16 protein-coding genes are annotated in these 17,108 nt (G+C 73.9%); 2 read left to right on the top strand and 14 right to left on the bottom strand.

What is annotated here, in order from left to right; all coding sequences use genetic code 11:
• The first annotated feature begins 243 nt into the window (after window positions 1–243).
• A complete protein-coding gene (locus tag MN205_RS18370; RefSeq protein WP_242129825.1) occupies window positions 244–618 on the top strand; it encodes a hypothetical protein in 375 nt (124 codons plus the stop codon).
• Between the two features lie 310 nt (window positions 619–928).
• Entirely contained in the window at window positions 929–1,552 is a 624-nt protein-coding gene (locus MN205_RS18365; RefSeq protein WP_242129823.1) for a hypothetical protein, read from the top strand.
• 42 nt (window positions 1,553–1,594) lie between these two features.
• Here MN205_RS18365 and MN205_RS18360 read toward each other — a convergent pair whose 3' ends face one another.
• From MN205_RS18360 to MN205_RS18295, 14 genes are all read right to left on the bottom strand, one after another.
• Entirely contained in the window at window positions 1,595–2,338 is a 744-nt protein-coding gene (locus MN205_RS18360; protein WP_242129821.1) for a hypothetical protein, read from the bottom strand.
• The gene (locus tag MN205_RS18355; RefSeq protein WP_242129818.1) at window positions 2,335–2,748 is read right to left on the bottom strand and encodes a PadR family transcriptional regulator; all 414 of its coding nucleotides are present in this window, start codon (window positions 2,746–2,748) and stop codon (window positions 2,335–2,337) included. Before MN205_RS18355 ends, MN205_RS18360 begins: the two co-directional genes overlap by 4 nt.
• Before the next feature lie 140 nt (window positions 2,749–2,888).
• Window positions 2,889–3,575, bottom strand: coding sequence for a hypothetical protein (locus tag MN205_RS18350; protein WP_242129817.1), 687 nt, complete (start codon window positions 3,573–3,575; stop codon window positions 2,889–2,891).
• Between the two features lie 328 nt (window positions 3,576–3,903).
• Window positions 3,904–5,082, bottom strand: a complete 1,179-nt coding sequence (locus MN205_RS18345) for an acetyl-CoA C-acyltransferase (protein ID WP_242129815.1) — start codon at window positions 5,080–5,082, stop codon at window positions 3,904–3,906.
• A complete protein-coding gene (locus MN205_RS18340; protein WP_242129812.1) occupies window positions 5,079–5,771 on the bottom strand; it encodes a 3-oxoacid CoA-transferase subunit B in 693 nt (230 codons plus the stop codon). The genes MN205_RS18345 and MN205_RS18340 overlap by 4 nt, the downstream gene beginning before the upstream one ends.
• Window positions 5,772–5,783: 12 nt before the next feature.
• Window positions 5,784–6,536 (bottom strand): CoA transferase subunit A, encoded by a 753-nt coding sequence (locus MN205_RS18335; protein ID WP_242129810.1) that lies wholly within the window; start codon window positions 6,534–6,536, stop codon window positions 5,784–5,786.
• Window positions 6,533–7,582 carry a fumarylacetoacetate hydrolase family protein gene (locus MN205_RS18330; RefSeq protein WP_242129809.1) on the bottom strand — a complete coding sequence of 350 codons (1,050 nt, stop codon included), beginning with the start codon at window positions 7,580–7,582 and terminating at the stop codon, window positions 6,533–6,535. The genes MN205_RS18335 and MN205_RS18330 overlap by 4 nt, the downstream gene beginning before the upstream one ends.
• Window positions 7,579–8,742 (bottom strand): FAD-dependent monooxygenase, encoded by a 1,164-nt coding sequence (locus MN205_RS18325; protein ID WP_242129808.1) that lies wholly within the window; start codon window positions 8,740–8,742, stop codon window positions 7,579–7,581. The genes MN205_RS18330 and MN205_RS18325 overlap by 4 nt, the downstream gene beginning before the upstream one ends.
• 37 nt (window positions 8,743–8,779) lie before the next feature.
• Window positions 8,780–9,754, bottom strand: coding sequence for a cyclase family protein (locus tag MN205_RS18320; protein ID WP_374115984.1), 975 nt, complete (start codon window positions 9,752–9,754; stop codon window positions 8,780–8,782).
• Window positions 9,755–9,789: 35 nt separating this feature from the next.
• Window positions 9,790–10,962: a S9 family peptidase gene (locus MN205_RS22120; RefSeq protein WP_242129806.1), complete on the bottom strand. Its 1,173-nt coding sequence runs from the start codon at window positions 10,960–10,962 to the stop codon at window positions 9,790–9,792.
• 25 nt (window positions 10,963–10,987) lie between these two features.
• Entirely contained in the window at window positions 10,988–12,013 is a 1,026-nt protein-coding gene (locus tag MN205_RS18310; RefSeq protein ID WP_242129805.1) for a VOC family protein, read from the bottom strand.
• 252 nt (window positions 12,014–12,265) lie between these two features.
• Entirely contained in the window at window positions 12,266–13,186 is a 921-nt protein-coding gene (locus tag MN205_RS18305; protein WP_242129804.1) for a LysR family transcriptional regulator, read from the bottom strand.
• Window positions 13,183–15,777 carry a glycoside hydrolase family 78 protein gene (locus tag MN205_RS18300; protein ID WP_242740395.1) on the bottom strand — a complete coding sequence of 865 codons (2,595 nt, stop codon included), beginning with the start codon at window positions 15,775–15,777 and terminating at the stop codon, window positions 13,183–13,185. Before MN205_RS18300 ends, MN205_RS18305 begins: the two co-directional genes overlap by 4 nt.
• A gap of 32 nt (window positions 15,778–15,809) precedes the next feature.
• Window positions 15,810–17,108 (bottom strand): MFS transporter, encoded by a 1,299-nt coding sequence (locus tag MN205_RS18295; protein WP_242129803.1) that lies wholly within the window; start codon window positions 17,106–17,108, stop codon window positions 15,810–15,812.

Raw genomic sequence — 17,108 nt, 5'->3', positions numbered from 1 at the left:
GTCGAGGATGGGTAGGGCACCCTTCCCACCCACAGATCCGAAGAGCCGGTTATGGTTCCTCTCTGTGTCAGCCGCGCCTTTCGCGACGGCTGAACCGAGCGGGGTGTGGTGAGTGCTGCCTCCTGCTCTGGGACGGCTGGGGCATCCACCCCACCGGCCACGCCAGCTCCCCGCACAGCCACCCGCGCAACCAGCGAGGAACCTGGCCACGCCTGCCGGAAGGCGCCGGCGCCCGCCGCGTCGATGACGGTGCACCCCTGCTGCAGCAACCTCCGCCCGGGTCTGCAGCCGCGACCGACGCACCCCGGCACGCCGCAGCCGTCGACAGAGCCGCTACCGGCGCTGGTCCGCCTGCCGAACCGGGACTACTACCTCTTCGCCGGCAGCACCAGCGACCTGGGCGACTGGGGCCCGGCCCTGCCGCTGAGGTCCGGTGGCCACGCTCCCGACCCGGCGTTCGTCTGGCCCACCGATCACGCCTGGTGCCTGGCTCGCGACGTCGACCCGCACTACGCGGGCATCGGTGCCGCACCGGGAGCCATCGAGGCCCTGGTGCACCGCTCCGGCCTGGACGTCGTGCTCACTGACCTGACTCGCGAGCAGCCCCACTACTGGTGAGCGGCCGTAGTACTGCTGATCAGCGGCTCCGCCGATCGCCGGATGCATCCGCTCACTGCGCAGAATCCTCCTGCTGGCGGTCTCCTCGGGCACCGTTGCTGGTGCCGGTGACACGGGGCCGTCGGCGCACCTGGACACCACCGGATCACCGCCCAACGTCTGCTGACCCGAACTTGGTGCGAGGTCCGGCATGAGAACCGCGAGGTCCGGTGGCCCCAGGCCGTGAACGACTGGCGCTCCCCCGCAAGTGGAACGGTCACCCCGTGGATGACGGCGCGCACGCAAGGACCTCGTCGCCGCGCGTATCGCGATGGGCAACCAGTTGCGTGCTCACCTCGAGCACGTCCTGCCCGGCGTTGTCGGGCTGTTCAGCCACCTGGCTTCAGCCGTCACGCCGGCGTTCTCGATCCGCTTTCCCACCCAGGACAAGGTCGGCTGGCTCTCGCCTCGCCGGTTGGAGAACCGGCCGTGCACCCGGCACTACTGCAACCCGCGCCGCGCCGACGTCCTGCACGCCCACCTGAGCACCGCTGCCCGCACCTGCACCGGCCCGCGAGCTGAGGTGCGAGCGGCCATCACCACCGCACTCGTCGCCGGACTGACCTGCCTGGCCGGCGCCACTCCCTCGACCCGGCAGTCCGGCAAGGTGAGGGTCGTCGCCTTCCGCTGGGCCGTGGGCATGCAGTTGCGCGGGGCGTGGGGGTACCTCCCGCTCGACGGGGTGATGGAGTTCGCCGGCGACTCCCACCACGCCAACGCCTGGGCCGTCGACCTCCACGCCCGCGCCCGCGCCAAGGGGCACTCCCATTCGCACGCCACCCGCATCCTCGCCGGAGCCCGGGTGCACGTGACCTGGCGCTGCTGGCGCGACGGCGTCGCCTACGGCCCGACCCGCCACCGGGCCCATCAATCACTCACAGCAACAGCCGCTTGATCGCAAGGGCGTTGCAGTTCTCGAAGCGCCGACCGCACGTGCTCAGGCAGCTCGCACAACCCAGTAGCGGGACGCCAACACGGCCGCGGCTGCACAAGCGAGCACGATGGCCGCCTCGAACAGCACGACGGACGCCTCGGTGCTGTAGCCGCTGGTGCGGGCGACGAGGACTGCCAACGGCAGGGACACGACGGCGGACAAGGGCATCAACAGTGCCATCCTGCGCAGCGTGGCGCCCAGCCGGTCTGCTGACCGCAAGCCGAAGTTCACCGCGAGCAGGACCAGGCCCACGAACAGCACACCGGCCAGGGCGTACAAGCTGAAGATGAAGACGGTGCCGCCGGTCGTGGCCTCTTCCGTGATCACGCTGGGCGGAGGAGGTGTTGTCCCCGGAGGGGAGTAAACCGGCTCTGGCGTCGGTTCCGAGGTGACAGCACCCATGACCCCCAGCAGCAGCGGCCAGATGCCGATGACGGCGACCACGGCGCCGATCGCCGAGAACACCATCAAGCGGCCGTAGCGCCCGCGCGGGCGCTGCAACCCCCGCTCCCGCACCACCTCGTCGGCGAAGGCGTCGACGTCGGTGCCCAGCAGGGCGTGCGGGTCGTCGGTGTCCATCTCGGCACCGGCGGCCACCAGGTCCGCTTCCACGTCAGTCAGAAGATCGCGACGGTCCCGACGCGGCAGGCCGGTGGCTCGCCAGCGGCGATCGATCTGCGCCAGCACGCCGTTCACGCCGGACGGCAGGGACTTCTCGTCCTTCTCGGCGAGGTGTTGCTCGCTCATCGGTGCACCTCCGTGGGGTGGGTGTGGGACGCGGCAGGGGGGAAGGTGTTCGTGGCGCCGTCGACACCGGCGAGCAGGGCGGCCACGGCACTGGTGGTGTCCTGCCACTGCTGCTTCCACGCCGCCAGGGCGAGCGAGCCGTCAGGGGAGACGGAGAACACCTTGCGCGGTGGGCCGACGCTGCTCGGCTCTGAGCGCTCCTCCAGCAATCCCAGGCGTCGCAGGCGGGTGATCAGCGGGTAGATGGTGCCGTAGCTGGTCTCTCCCAGCCCGGCGTCCTGCACGCGGGACGCCAGTTCGTACGCGTGGCAGGGACGCTGGCTCAGCAGCGCCAGCAGGCACATGTCCAGCACCCCGCGCAGCAGTTGGGTGCGACGTTCGAGGGCTTCTCCCTCATCCGCTGGCGCCATGTCAGGCACAGTAGCTGCTGGTAGTTGGTCTTGCCTAGTACCTCCTGCGTGTCACTCGTCGATCAGGCGGTCTGCCGGGTCAGCGACCACTCGCCGTCGACACGGGGCATCTCACGCCGCGCTCCGGGCGCGGTTCTCGCTCACCCCAGAGCCGAGACGACCGGCTCCAGCAACTGCTTCAAGGCGGGAGTGTCCTCGCGCAGGGTGGTGCTGAGCAGGACCTGGTGCTCGTCGAGCACCCAGCCGGCGGGCTGCTGCAGCGGCAGCAGCCGCAGGTGCAACGTGAAGGGACGCACCCGTCGGCCGAGGCGGTGCTCGTAGGCGTTGACGAAGCGGGTCAGGTCCAGTCTCTCGTGGCTGGCGCTGGAGCGGTCGTGCCCGCTGCGATGCTGCGCCGACTGGTCGAGCTTGATGTCGTTCAGCCAGTGCCAGAAGTCGCGGTGGTGTCGTTGGGCCAGATCCCGCATCGCGGGCGAGTCCTGCAGCCCGCGCCAGTGCGGCGGTGACGGTGGGGCCATCTCGCGCGCCTCGTCCGGTGTCGCCGGCGGAGCGGTGGGCGGCAGGTGCTGCAGGGCGCGAACCCACCACCTCGTCCACTCATCGACTGCCAGACGCAGATCAGCACCCGGCCCGACGTCAGCGCCGGCGCGGCTCTCGTGGGACTCGCCTGGCCCACGGGTCGGAACGGGTGGGAACAGGTGGCCGACGTCCGGCTCGGTGACCACGAAGCGTCCCAGGCCGGCGGCGTCCCGCACGTACAGGGCCATCGCCAGGTGCTGGTCGATGCTCTCGCGGATCTGCCAGCTCCTCGTTCCGGCGAAGCGCACGTCCTCACCCTGCTGCCAACCACCTCAGCGATCAAGGGCCGATCGAGGTGTCGCCGTCATGGCGCCGTCCGAACGCGAGCACGGGCGGTCGCTGGTACCCGCTCGTGTCGAGGCCCGCGCTGATCCCCTCGCCGTTGCCGCCTCCAGTTCGTCGAGTCCCTGGCGGGAGGTCGCCCCGCCCGACGCACGCGTTCCACGACCCAGCGCATGCCCTCGCGGGACTGGACCGACTACCCCGAGCAGCGTTCCAGCGCCGCGACCTCTTCCACGCTGACCCCGGCTCGAAGCCCGGGTGCCCACGGGCAGGAGCGGTCCGCCCCGCGGCGGGTCAACGCGCCCGCAGGACGAGGGCCGCTCCCTGCCCTCCGCCGCCGCAGATCGCGGCGACACCCGGCGCGCCGCTCCCGGCGCGGTGCAGGCGCAGCGCCAGGTGCCCGGCGATGCGGGCCCCGGACGCGCCGATCGGGTGGCCCAGGGCGATGGCCCCACCGTGGGCGTTGACCAGGGCGGGGTCGACGCCGAGCAGGCGGGTGGAGTGCACGGCCACCGCCGCGAAGGCCTCGTTGATCTCGACGGCCACCGCGTCACCGGGTGCGGCGCCGATGCGCTGCAACGCCCGCGCGGCCGCGTTGGCCGGCTGGGCGTGCAGGGTGGTGCCGGGGCCGGCGACGACGGCGTGGGCGAGCACCTCGGCCAACCCGGTGACCCGGTGCGCACGGGCGTACGCCTCGCTGGTGAGGACCAGCGCGGCGGCCCCGTCGGTGATCTGCGAGGAGGACCCCGCGGTGATCGTGCCCTCCGGGGTGAAGGCCGGGCGCAGCCGGGCCAGGACCTCGGGCGCGGTGTCGGGGCGGATGCCGTCGTCGGCGGCCACGGTGGTGCTGCCTCGGCGGCCGGGGACCTCGACCGCGGTGATCTCCTCACCCAGGACGCCGCTCCGAGCGGCGAGCGCGGCGCGCTGGTGGGAGGTCGCGGCCCAGGCGTCCTGCGCCGCGCGGTCGATGCCCAGCGCGGTGCACGCCGCGTCGGTGGCCAGCCCCATGGCAGTGCCGTCGAAGGCGTCGGACAGGCCGTCGTGCTCGAGGGTGTCGATCACGCTCACCGCGCCGAAGCGGGCGCCGGTGCGCGAGCCCACCCAGGCGTGCGGGGCCAGGGACATCGACTCCTGCCCGACCGCGACGACCACGTCGGCCTCGCCGGCGGTGATGAGCCGGTGCGCCTGCGCGACGGCTTCCAGGCCCGACAGGCACACGGCGTTGAGGGTGGTCGCGGGGGCCGTCAGCGGGATGCCGGCCGCGACGGCGGACTGGCGGGCGGGGTTCTGACCCGCGCCGGCCTGCAGGACCTGCCCGCCGACGACGGCGTGCACCTGGCCGGGGTCGATGCCGGCGCGCTGCAGGGCGGCGGTGACGGCGTGGGCGCCGAGCACCGTGGCGGGCACGGTGGCGAAGGCACCGAGGCTGCGCACGAAGGGGGTGCGGGCGTACCCGGCGAGCACGCTGCTCACGCCGGACCTCCCGTCGCGACCGCCGCGACCGCCGCGACCGCCGCGACCGCCGCGGCGACGGTGAACGGCGCACCGGTCAGCGCGCGCACGCCCTCCACGCTCTCCCCCGGCGCGAGCACGACGAGTTCGAGCCCGGTCCCGCCGGGGCCGATGTCGAAGACGGCCCGGTCGGTGATGACGCGGTCCACGACGCCGCTGCCGGTCAGCGGCAGGTCGCAGGAGCCGACGATCTTGGGGCTGCCGTCGCGCGCGAGGTGCTCCATGACGACGACGACGCGCGGGGTGCCGGCGACCAGGTCCATCGCCCCGCCCATCCCCTTGACCATCTTGCCCGGCACCTGCCAGTTGGCCAGGTCCCCGCGCGCGGAGACCTGCAGCGCCCCGAGGACGGCGACGGCGACGTGGCCGCCGCGGATCATCGCGAAGGAGGTGGCCGAGTCGAAGCAGCTGCCGCCGGGCAGCACGGTGACGGTCTGCTTGCCGGCGTTGATCAGGTCGGCGTCCTCCTCGCCCTCGAACGGGTAGGGGCCGAGGCCGAGCAGGCCGTTCTCGCTCTGCAGGGTCACGCGCACCCCCTCGGGCAGGTGGTTGGCCAGCAGGGTGGGGATGCCGATCCCCAGGTTCACGTGGTCGCCGTCGCGCAGCTCGGCCGCGGCGATCGCGGCCATCTCCTCACGGGTCCAGGGCACGGGGTGCTCCTCTCATCGCTCTGACGGGCCGGCCGCGGGCCGGGGGCGCACGGTGCGCTGCTCGATCGGGCGGTCGCGGTCGGTGCGCACCACCGCGGTGACGAACACGCCGGGGGTGTGCACGTCGTCGGGGTCCAGGTACCCGCTGCGCCCGCCGACTCGGGGCTGTTCTCCCCCGGGCTCGAGCAGGTGCTCCACCTCCGCGACCGTCACCGGTGCCGCGGTCGCCACGACGGGGTTGAAGTTGCGCGCCGTCAGCCGGTAGCGCAGGTTGCCCTCCGCGTCGCCGGTGTGCGCGTGGACCAGCGCCAGGTCGGCGACGATGCCGCGCTCTAGCAGGTACGTGCGCCCGTCGAGGACGGCGGTGGGTTTGCCCTCGGCGACCGGTGTGCCGACACCGGTGGCGGTGTAGAAGGCGGGGATCCCGGCCCCGCCGGCGCGCAACCGCTCCGCCAGCGTGCCCTGCGGGACGAACTCCACGTCCAGGTCGCCGTCCAGGTAGCGCTTCGCGAAGAGCTTGTTCTCCCCCACGTAGGAGGCCAGAACCCGGCTCACCTGGTCGTTCTCCAGCAGCACCCCCAGGCCCTGGCCGTCGACGCCCATGTTGTTGGACACGATCGTCAGCTCCCGCACGCCGGACCCGCGCACGGCGTCGATGAGGGCGAACGGCACCCCGCACAACCCGAAACCTCCCACGGCGATCGTCATGCCGTCGCGCAGGACGCCCTCGAGCGCCTGCGCCGGGCTGCTGCGCCGCTTGCTCACCGCTCCCCCTCGTCCGTGCCCGTGCCCGCGATCTCGACCGTGCCCGTGGGCGGCGGAGCGCCGCGCCGGCGCTGCGGGTGGCGCGGGCGCGCGGGCGGCACCACCGGCAGGTCGGCGAGGTCGGGCCCGGCCACGACGCGGTTGCTCAGCGCGCCGATCCCCTCGACCTCCAGGCGCACCACGTCGCCCGGCGCCAGCGCAGGCGGTTCCTGGGCGCCGTGGCGCCCCCAGAGCTCGGCCAGGCAGCCGCCGTTGCCGCAGGTCCCCGAGCCGAGCACGTCCCCCGGACGCACCCACGTGCCGCGCGAGGCGTAGGCGATCATCTCCTCGAACGTCCAGCCGGCGTTGGAGAGCAGGTCGCGCCCCACGCGCCGGTCCCCGACGAACGCCTGCAGCTCCAGCGCGAGGTAGCCCTCGTCGTCGCGGAAGGTCTCCAGCTCCTCGGGGGTGACGACCCACGGACCGAGCGCGGTGGCGGAGTCCTTTCCCTTGGCGGGGCCGAGGTTGACCTTCATCTCCCGGCCCTGCAGGTCGCGGGCGGAGAAGTCGTTCAGGACCGTGTAGCCGAAGACGTGCTCGCGCGCGGCCCGCGGGGACAGGTTCGCGCCGGGGGCGCCGACGACGACGGCGACCTCCAGCTCGAAGTCGAACAGCCGGCACCCCGGCGGGACCGGCACGTCGTCGTGCGCGCCGATCAATCCGTGCGGGTTGGTGAAGTAGAACGTCGGCGCCTCGTACCACTGCGGCACCACACCCGCACCGCCGGAGACGCTCTGGACCACCCCCTCGACGTGCTCCTCGAAGGTGACGAAGTCGCGCACCGACGGCGGGGTCAGCGGCGGCAGGAGCCGCACGTCGGCCACTGGCACGGCGGGCGAGGAGCGCACGGCCCAGTCGGCGGCCTCCCGGGCCGCGTCGTGGCCGGCGCCGGCCAGGTCGAGGACCGTGGTCCCCGCACGCAGCGCGTGCAGCACCTCCTCACCGGAGGCACCGGTGACGACGGCGGAGAACTCGGCGCCGGCGTGGGCGCAGCGGGCGAACCTCACGCCGGCACCTCCACCAGGGTGGAGATGCGGCGCATCAGCCCGGGCACGTCGGCCTGCTCGCGGGGGGTGTGCTCCAGCATCCAGCGGCCCAGCTGCACGGAGGCGTCGACGACCTGCCGGGCGCGCTCGCGGCGCCGCTCGGCGTACCGGTGCAGCACCTCGTCCAGCGCGGCCGCGTCGAGCTCGCCGCTGCCGCCGCCCGAGCCGGTGAGCAGCTCGGCGAGCACGGCGACGTCCTCCAGCGCCTGGGCGGCGCCCTGGGCGACGGTGGGCGGGCACGAGTGCACCGCGTCACCGACCAGGACGACGCGGCCGCGGTGCCAGGGTCCGTCGACGAGGTGGGACTCGAAGCGGGCGTAGTTGACGTGGGTCTGCTCGGTGAGGCTCTCGCGGATCGCGTCCCACGGGCCGTGGTAGGCGCTCGCGAGCTCGCGCACGACCTCGACCTGCTCGGCCGGGCTCAGGCCGGAGCGGTCCTGCACGTCCTCGACGAGGTAGGCGTAGACGGAGTCCCGGCCCGTGGGGCAGTACCCGGCGATGTAGCAGGGACCGCCGTAGGTGAGGTCGGTGCGGGTCACCTCCGGCGGGCGGGGGACGTACACGCGCCAGATGCCCATGCCGGTGCCTCGCGGCTCGACGTCGATGCCGATGGCGCGGCGGGTCCAGGAGTGGATGCCGTCGGCGCCCACGACCAGGTCGTACCGGCCGCCGGAGCCGTCGGAGAAGTCCACGTCCACGCCGTCGGCGTCCTGGCGCAACCCGGTCACCGAGGTGCCGAACCGAACCCGCGCGCCGGCGCCGGCCGCCCGCTCCAGCAGGATGCGCGCCAGGACCGGGCGGGGCATCCCGAGGGTGGCGGGCAGGTCGGGACCGCCGGTGCGCACGTCGGGGATCTCCGCCACGAGGGTGCCGGCGGGGTCGGGGGCGCGGATGCCCACGGAGTCGAAGGCGAAGCCCACCTCCTGCACGGTCGGCCACACCCCCAGCCCGCGCAGCACGCGCAGGGCGTTGCCCTGCAACGTGATGCCGGAACCGACGTCCGGGACCCCCGCCCGGCTCTCGGCGAGCTGCACCGCGACCCCGGCTTCGGCGAGCAGGGTGGCGGCAGCGCACCCGGCGGCACCCCCGCCGACGACCAGGACGGAACGGACTGCGGGCATCGTCGCCCCACCTCTCTGACGGAACTTCCTGACGGTCCTACTTCAGGGCGATCGGGTTCAGCGGTGCACCCACCGCCCCGGTCACCGGCAACGGTGCGGCCACGAGGAGGAACTCGTGGGTGCCGTCGGCCGCGCAGTCGGCGGCCAGCTCCTCCAGCGCCCACATCTCCCCGACGAACAGGCCGGTGTGGGGGATGACCACCTGGTGCAACGGCTGGAACGCCGCGTCGAACTCGTTGGGCCGCACCTCGAAGCCCCAGGTGTCGGTGGCGACGGCGGCGAGGTCGCGTTCGTGCAGCCAGTCGGCCGTGGTGAACGAAAGCCCCGGGGCGGGCCCACCCGCGTACTCGCCCCAGCCGTCGCGCCGGGTGCGGCCGTACTGACCGGTGCGCACCAGGAGGATGTCGCCGGGGCCGACCGCGGCGGTGGGCCCCTGGGCGGCGATGGTCGCCTCCAGGTGCTCGGGGGTGATGGCGAACCCGTCGGGCAGTTCACCGCCGGTGCCGGCGACGTCGTCGCCGAGGGCCCGGCCCACGTCGAGCAGGACACCGCGCCCGGCGAAGTCCGCGGCGACGGTCTCGATGCCGGTGACCGCGTCGCCGAGGGAGGTGACGACGTCCCCGGCGCGGCGGCCGTTCCACGCCCGGCCGTGGTCGAAGATGTGCCCGAGGCCGTCCCACTGCGTGGAGCACTGCAGCGGCATGGCCACCACGTCGTCCGCACCACCGAGGCCGTGCGGGAAGCCCTGCCCCCGTTCGGCGTCGGTGCCGGTGTCGAGCATGGTGTGCACCGGGTTGGTCCGCCGCCGCCAGCCCCGCTGGGGACCGTCCATGTCGAAGCGCTGCGCCAGGGAGAAGCTGCGCCCCCGGCGCACCAGAGCCGCAGCGCGCCGGCGGTGCTCGTCGGTGATGAGGTTCAGCGTGCCCTTGACGTCGTCGGCGCCCCAGCGACCCCAGTTCGAGCAGCGGGCGGCCGCCGCGGCGATCGCCCCCTCGGGGTCGGTCCGGTCCAGGGGCGCGGCGGCCGGTCCCCGCGGGCGGGTGGTGCTCACTCCGTCCGCCCGCCCAGGCGCTCGGCCACCCAGTCCGCGATGAGGTCGGTGGCCACCGCCCCGTTGTCGACGCTGGAGTGGGCCGTGCCGCCGGTGCGGTCGGTGAAGACGACCAGTTCGCGGTCCGGGGAGTTGACCAGCTGCTCGTACGTGCGGTGCGCGTACGCGAGGGGGATCTGCCGGTCGTGCTCACCGTGGGTGACGAGGAACGGCACCCGGACGCGGTCCAGGACCCCGTCGAGGTGGACGCGCTCGGCGACCTCGAAGAAGCCGTCCAGGTCCTCCGCGCCCCACACCCACCGCACGTGCTCCCAGTAGTGCGGGACCGGGCGCTCCCCCTCGCGCTCGCGGCGCGCCTTCTGCACGGCGCGCCAGTCGTGGTTGGCGCCCCACGCCACGCCGAGGGCGAATCGCGGCTCGAACGCCACCGCGCGGGGGGCGTAGTACCCGCCCAGGGAAACCCCCAGCAGGCCGATCCGGCCCGCGTCGACGTCCTCGCGGGCGGCGAGGAACTCGTACACCGGGCCGGCCCACTGCTCGGCCTCGGGCACCGCGTGCATCTCGTGCAGCCGCAGCGCCTCACCGGTTCCGGGCTGGTCGATGCTCAGGGTGGAGACCCCGCGGGCGGCGAGCTTGGCGCCCGGCCCGGTGCGGTAGAGCATCTCCTTGGTGCTGTCCAGGCCGTTGACCTGCACGAGCAGCGGGGCCGGGCCCTGCACGCGGGTGCCGTCCGGGTTCAGCGCCCGGGTGAGGATCCCGGACAGGTGGGCGCCCGCGTAGGGGATCTGCACCCGTTCGGCGTTCTCCCCGGCCAGGCGCACCCCGCGCTCGAACGTCTCGCGGAACTTCGCGTACAGGGCGACGCGCGGGGCGTGCCCGGCGGCCTGCACGCGCTCGCCGGTGAGGAAGTAGGTGGCCGCGCGGCCCAGCTTCTCCCCCGCCGAGCGCAGCCGGCCGGCGGCCTCGTCCTCGGCGGCCAGCTCGACGAGCACGTCGCCCTGACGCTCCCAGGAGGCCGTGAACTCCGCGGTGCCGGCGTCCTCACCGCGCTGGGCGGCTTCCAGCAGCGGCTTGCAGATGACGTCGACCTCGCCGATCCGCGCGCCCATCTCCATCGCGAGGTTCACGGACAGGTTCCACACGTAGTTGCCGGGGAAGTACTGGAACACGACTCTCCTCGATCCTGCGGGCTTCTCAGCCCTGGCCCTGGCGGGCGTACGGGTTCACCAGGGCGTCCTCGGTGCCGGGCAGCACGCCCTCCTCGGTGGCGCTCGGCCTGCCGGCGTCCGGCGGGAAGCACTCGGTCATCGACATCGGCATGGCGCCGTTGCGGTAGATGCTGTTCGAGCCCAGCGACGGCTTCCACGTGTTGGGCTTCCAGTCCGGCACGTAGTTGCGGTAGCCGCCGGTGTTCAGCTCCACCCGCATCCCGCCGGGTTCGCGGAAGTACAGGAAGGTCTGCTCGCCGATGCCGTGGATGGACGGGCCGTACTCGATGTCCACGCCGTTCTCCATCAGGACGTCGGCGGCCACCAGCAGCTCCTGGTGCGAGTCCGTCCAGAACGCGATGTGGTTCACGCGCCCGCCGAGCGAGGAGGAGTCGAGCACGACCCCGAGGTCGTGGGACTTCTCGTTGGTCGTCAGCACGCTGAAGACGGTGACGTCGGCGTGGTCCAGCTCGGTGAACGCCATGGTGCGGAAGCCCAGGACCTCCGAGTACCAGGCGGCGAAGCCCTTGACGTCGGCGGCGGCGATGGTGACGTGGTCCAGGAACCGCGGGGCTGCCGCGTGCGAGGAACGCTTCTCGGGGCGGTCGGGGAACACCGAGGCCAGCTCGGCCGGGGCGGTGTGCCGAGGGACGTCCCAGTACAGCTCCGTGGTGTGGCCGTAGGGCCCGGTGAACCGGTAGGAACGGCCGTGCCCCTGGCGCTTGTCGTGCCAGGTCCCGCTCACGCCCTTCGCCTCCACCCGCGCGGCGGCGTCCTCCAGCGCCTGCGCGCTGGTGGTGCGCCAGGCCATCGTCAGCAGGGCCGGCTGCTCCCCGGGGGAGATCACCAGCGAGTACGGGTAGTGGTCGCCCCAGCAGCGCAGGTAGACGGAGCCGTCCTCGTCGCGGTCGACCACGCGCAGGCCGAAACCGGCCTCGAAGAAGGCGGCGGAGGCCTCCACGTCGGGGGAGGCGATCTCGAGGTGGGCGAGGTGCGCCAACAGGTTCGTCATCGAACGTCCTCTCGGGTTTCTCGTCGTCGGCCCGGGACGGCGCGGGGTGCCGCAGGAGGCGCCGCGCCGCGGCCTGCCACGACTCTGCGGCACGCCCGGGCCATCGGGGAAGGACCACTTCCCGATGCCCGTCATCACCGGGACTGATGCCCGTGCGGGCAGGGGCCACGTGGCGGTGGGCAGCGCCGGCACCAGGGGCGCGGCGCCCGCGACGGCCGCGGCGCTGACCGCGCCGGTGGTGGACGCTCGGTGTCAGGCGGGCACCGGTGGCAGGGAGGACGCCGCCCGGCGCACGACGTCGCGCACCCAGGTGTGCTCGGGGTCGGCGGTGTACACCGGGTGCCACCACATCGCCTCCACGAGGGGGCCGATCTCCAGCGGTGGCACCAGCGCCCGCACACCCGAGCCCGGCAGCAGCCGGCGCGCGAGCCGTTCCTGCAGCAGGGCGATGCGCCCGCTGCCGGCCACCAGCGCCGGGACGGTCAGGAAGTGCTCGGTGACCACCTGCACGTGCGGTTCCACGCCCAGCATCCGCATCTGCAGTGCCGCGGGCGTCGAGGCCCTCGGGCCGTGGTAGGTCACCACCCACGGCATCGAGCGCAGCTGCTCCACGTGCAGCTCGGCCCCCACGTCGGGGTTGTCCTCGGCCACCACGCACACCCACCGGTCCCGGTGCAGGTCCGCGTGCGGGGTGTCGGTGAGGAACCCGTGCGGCAGGAGCAGCAGGTCAGCGTCGACGAGCGTGCGCTCGGCGTTCTCCACGACCGAGGGGGTGTTGGCCGAGAACCGCAGCCGCACACCGGGCGCCTCCGCCGCCAGCAGGGCGGTCAGGGGCCCGCTGAGCACCGCCTCGGCGTAGTCGCTGCTGACCACGTGCACCTCGCGCTCCGACGACGACGGGTCGAAGTCGGGCTCGGCGCTGAACACCCGCTCCACCCCCGCCAGCGCGACGCGGGCCTGCTCGCGCAACCGCACCGCCAGCGGTGTCAGCTGGTGCTCGTTGCCCACGCGGGTCAGCAGCGGGTCGTCGAAGTGCCGGCGCAACCGCGCCAGGGACGCGGACAGCGCCGGCTGGCTCAGGCCCACCTGCGCGGCGGCCCGGGTGACGCTGCGCTGCTGCAGCAGCGCGTCGAGCGCGACGAGCAGGTTGAGGTCCAGGTTGCGCAGGTTCACGGGCGGGCGGCCGGGACGTGGAAGACGTGCCGGCCGCACGGCACCTCGGTCACCTCCGCGCCCGGCAGGTCCACCACGCCGCTCGCCCCGGGCGGCACGCGCACCTCGACGTGCAGGCCCTCGTCGTCGCGGCTCCAGCGGATCGACGCCTCGCCGTAGGGGGTGCGGTGGCTCGCGGCGGCGGAGGTCACGGTGCCGCCGGGGCGGGGCGCGAAGCGGATGCGCCGGTAGCCCGGCGCACTCGGTGCGAGGCCGGCGACGACGCGGTGCAGCCAGTCCGCGACCGCACCCAGGGCGTAGTGGTTGAACGAGGTCATGTCACCGGGGTTGACGGTGCCGTCGGGGAGCATCGAGTCCCACCGCTCCCAGACGGTGGTGGCGCCCATCGTCACCGGGTACAGCCACGACGGGCACTCGGTGCTCTGCAGCAGCCGGTACGCCTGGGCCACGTGCCCGGTGCCGCTGAGGGCCTCGGTGACGGCGGGCGTGCCCGCGAAGCCCGTCGCGATGCGCCCGCCGGCGTCGTCCACGAGTTCGGCGAGGCGGTGGCCGGCCGGCGCCCGCACCTGCTCGGGGAGCAGGTCGAACACCAGCGCGAGGGCGTAGGCGGTCTGGGTGTCGCTGCTCAGCCGGCCGCCCTCGCGCAGGTACCGACCGGTGAACGCGGCCGTCACGTCCTGCGCCAGTGCCGCGTACCGGGCCGCGTCGGCCTCCTCCCCCAGGACGGTGGCGGTCCGCGCCAGCCGGCGCACCGACCGCGCCAGGTACGCGGTGGCCACCAGGCCGGGTTCGGTGGTGGCCTCCCACGGGGCGTCGGGCGGCGCGGCGGGGTCCAGCCAGTCCCCCAGCTGCCGCGTCTTGTCGCACACGAGGTCGTCGCCCGCCGCGGCCACGGCCTGCTCCACCCAGGCGCGGGCGCTGGTGTACTGCCGGCGCAGCACGGCGGTGTCACCGGTGCGCTCGTGCAGGACCCCGGGGGTCAGGACCGCCACGTCGTCCCACACCGCGGCCGGGAGCTCCAGGACGCTCGCCCAGAAGCCCAGGGGGATCCACGGCACGTAGTAGGGCACCGCGCCCAGCTCGGCCTGCTCGGCGGCGAGGTCGGCCAGCCAGGACCCCAGGAAACCGGAGACGTCGTACAGGAACGCCGCGGTGGGCGCGAACACCTGCAGGTCACCGGTCCAGCCGAGCCGCTCGTCGCGCTGCGGGCAGTCGGTGGGCACGTCGACGAAGTTCGAGCGCAACGACCACACGACGTTCTCGTGCAGGCGCTCCAGCAGCGGGTCCGAGCAGGAGAACCACCCGGTGCGCTCCAGGTCGCTGTGCAGGACGCGGGAGACCACGTCACCGGGGTTCAGCTCGCCGGGCCACCCGGAGACCTCCGCGTAGCGGTACCCGTGGATCGTGAACCGCGGTTCCCACGCGAGGGGATCGCCGGGCAGGACGAGGACGTCGGTGGCGGCGGCCTGCCGCAGCGGGCGGGTGCACAGCTCACCGTCCTGCAGGACCTCGGCGTGCCGCAGGGTGACCTGCGCGCCGGCCAGTCCGTCGGTGCGCACGCGCAACCTGCCGGAGTGGTTCTGCCCGAAGTCCAGCACGAACCGCCCCTGCCCCTTCGCCTCGACGGACACCGGGAGGAGCTCCTGCGTGCAGCGCACCGGCGGCCCGGTCGGGGCGACCAGGACGCTCGCGTCGAGCGGGGACGTGCGCACCGGTTCCCACCCGGCGTCGTCGAACCCGGGCAGGGACCACGCCGCGTCGTGCAGGCGGGCGTCGAAGCGCTCACCGTCGTACAGCCCGGAGAACAGCACCGGCCCGGACCCGGCCCGCCAGTCCGGACCGCTGGCGACCGTGTGCAGCACCCCGTCGGACGTGGTGACCTCCAGCTGGGCCAGCGCCGCCAGGTCGCTGCCGTACACGTCGTGCCGGCCGCCCTCGAAACCGAGGCGACCGCGCCACCAGCCGTCACCCAGCCACACGCCGATCGCGTTCGCGCCGGGGCGCACGAGGTCGGTGACGTCGAACGTGGCGTACCGCAGCCGGTGGTGGTAGCTGGTCCAGCCGGGGGTCAGCTCCTCGTCCCCCACCCGCTGCCCGTTGACCTCCGCCTCGGCCAGCCCGTGGGCGCTCAGGTGCAGGCGGGCGCGCACGATGCCGCCGGGCAGGTCGAACTCGTGCCGCACCCGGCAGGGGCGGCGGTCGGTGCCGGCCTCCTGCGGCCAGGGGGCACCCGCGAAGCGGGCCGTCCAGTCCTCCGGTCGCAGCAGTCCCGTCTCCAGGACGGCGGGCTCGCTCCCCCCGCCCCAGCCCGCCGGGCCCCGCACCTGCACGCGCACGCGCACGCGCTCGCGGGAGTTCAGGTCCCGGGCGGGCCAGGGCACCAGGACCTGCTCGCCGCCGTCCACCTCGTGGACGCTGACCTCCACGGCGCCCGCGGGTGCCTCGACGCCGACCTCCACGCGGTAGCCGAGCTGCCGGTAGCCCTCGGGGGCGTCCTCGACGCGCCAGGACAGGCGCGGCCGGGACTCCCCCGTGCCGAGCCGCCCCGGCTCGTGGTGCTCGAAGCGGACGGAGACGGGGCGGGGTGTCACGGGCGGGCCTTCCGGTGCGGGCGGGAACGGGGTCAGGCGGTGTGCTGCGGGGCGCGGGCCCCGGGCGAGGGTTCCTCGGCCACGGAGTCCACCCGCGGGATCCGGGAGATCCACAGCAGGCCGATGAGGCACGCAGCCAGGCTGGTGCCCGCGAGGAAGTAGAACAGGTAGCTGGTGCCGGCGTTGAGGATCGACAGGGTGAACAGCGCGACGACGGCGGCGACGACGCGGGCGAAGGCGATGGTGATGCCCTGCGCGCTGCTGCGGTACAGGGTCGGCAGGAGCTCCTGCGACCACACCTTGTACATCGGCTCGCCGGCGATCGCGCCGCCCAGGGCGAACAGGTAGCTGGCCACGGCCAGGGTGGTGGCCGACAGGCCCGCCAGCGCCGGGACGAGCCACGCGCCGACCACGAGCACCGTGCCGACGAGGAAGGCGGTGGTGCGGTGACGGGTGTCCACCAGGCGCATGAGGCTGACCATGCCGACGAAGACGACGACGAGCCCGATCAGGCTCAGCACGCCCGCGGTCTGGAAGTCCAGGCCGGCGTACTGCGTGTACAGCACGGTGCCGTACTGGCCGTTGGTGTTCGCCGCGATGTTGGCCAGGGCGTAGAACAGGCCGGTGGCCACCAGCGGGGCGGCGTAGCGGGAGCGGAACAGGTTCGCCAGCGAGCGGAAGTCGATGTCCTCGCGCTGCACCTCACGGGTCCGCCCGGAACGCGCCGCGCTCCACTCGCGCGACTCCGGCAGGCCCAGGCGCAGGACCAGGACGACGAGCGCGATGACGAGCAGCTGCCCGTAGACGATCCGGCCGCCGGTGGTGCCCATCGGCCCGACGCCGATCTGCAGCAGGATGACGGCGACCACGCCGACCATCCACAGCACGTGGGAGAAGGCCACCATCTTGCCCTTCTTCCCCTCCGGTGCGCTCTCGGCGACCATCGCCAGCGACGGCGGCAGGTCGGCGCCGGCCGCGAACCCGAGCAGCGCCACACCCGGGTAGAGCAGCGCCAGGCCCGGCGCGAACGTCAGCAGGGCGGCGCCGGCGGCGAACAGGACCATCGTGACGCCGAAGACCCGCTTGCGCCCGAACCGGTCGGACAGGCGGCCGCCGACGAGCGCACCGACGGCGATCATGGCGGTCAGCAGGGCCGACAGCTGCTGGAACTGGCCGTCGCCGATGCCGAGCTCGTCCTTGTACAGGGCCAGGGCGACGCCGGTGCCGGCGATGGCGCCGGCGTCGAGGTAGGAGGCCATGCCGGCGACGACGGCGACGTACCAGGCCCGGCGCTCCGACAGGGGCGCGGGGATCGAGGGGTTGGTGCTCAC

Source organism: Kineococcus sp. TRM81007 (assembly GCF_022669155.1).
Lineage (GTDB): Bacteria > Actinomycetota > Actinomycetes > Actinomycetales > Kineococcaceae > Kineococcus.
The sequence above is the reverse complement of the archived record's forward strand: the minus strand, read 5'-3'. Positions and strand labels throughout refer to the sequence as shown.

Coding starts and splice junctions, on each gene's coding strand:
- MN205_RS18370 (WP_242129825.1), top strand. CDS start 244: ATGACGGTGCACCCCTGCTGCAGCAACCTCCGCCCGGGTCTGCAGCCG.
- MN205_RS18365 (WP_242129823.1), top strand. CDS start 929: ATGGGCAACCAGTTGCGTGCTCACCTCGAGCACGTCCTGCCCGGCGTT.
- MN205_RS18360 (WP_242129821.1), bottom strand. CDS start 2,338: ATGAGCGAGCAACACCTCGCCGAGAAGGACGAGAAGTCCCTGCCGTCC.
- MN205_RS18355 (WP_242129818.1), bottom strand. CDS start 2,748: ATGGCGCCAGCGGATGAGGGAGAAGCCCTCGAACGTCGCACCCAACTG.
- MN205_RS18325 (WP_242129808.1), bottom strand. CDS start 8,742: ATGCCCGCAGTCCGTTCCGTCCTGGTCGTCGGCGGGGGTGCCGCCGGG.
- MN205_RS18310 (WP_242129805.1), bottom strand. CDS start 12,013: ATGACGAACCTGTTGGCGCACCTCGCCCACCTCGAGATCGCCTCCCCC.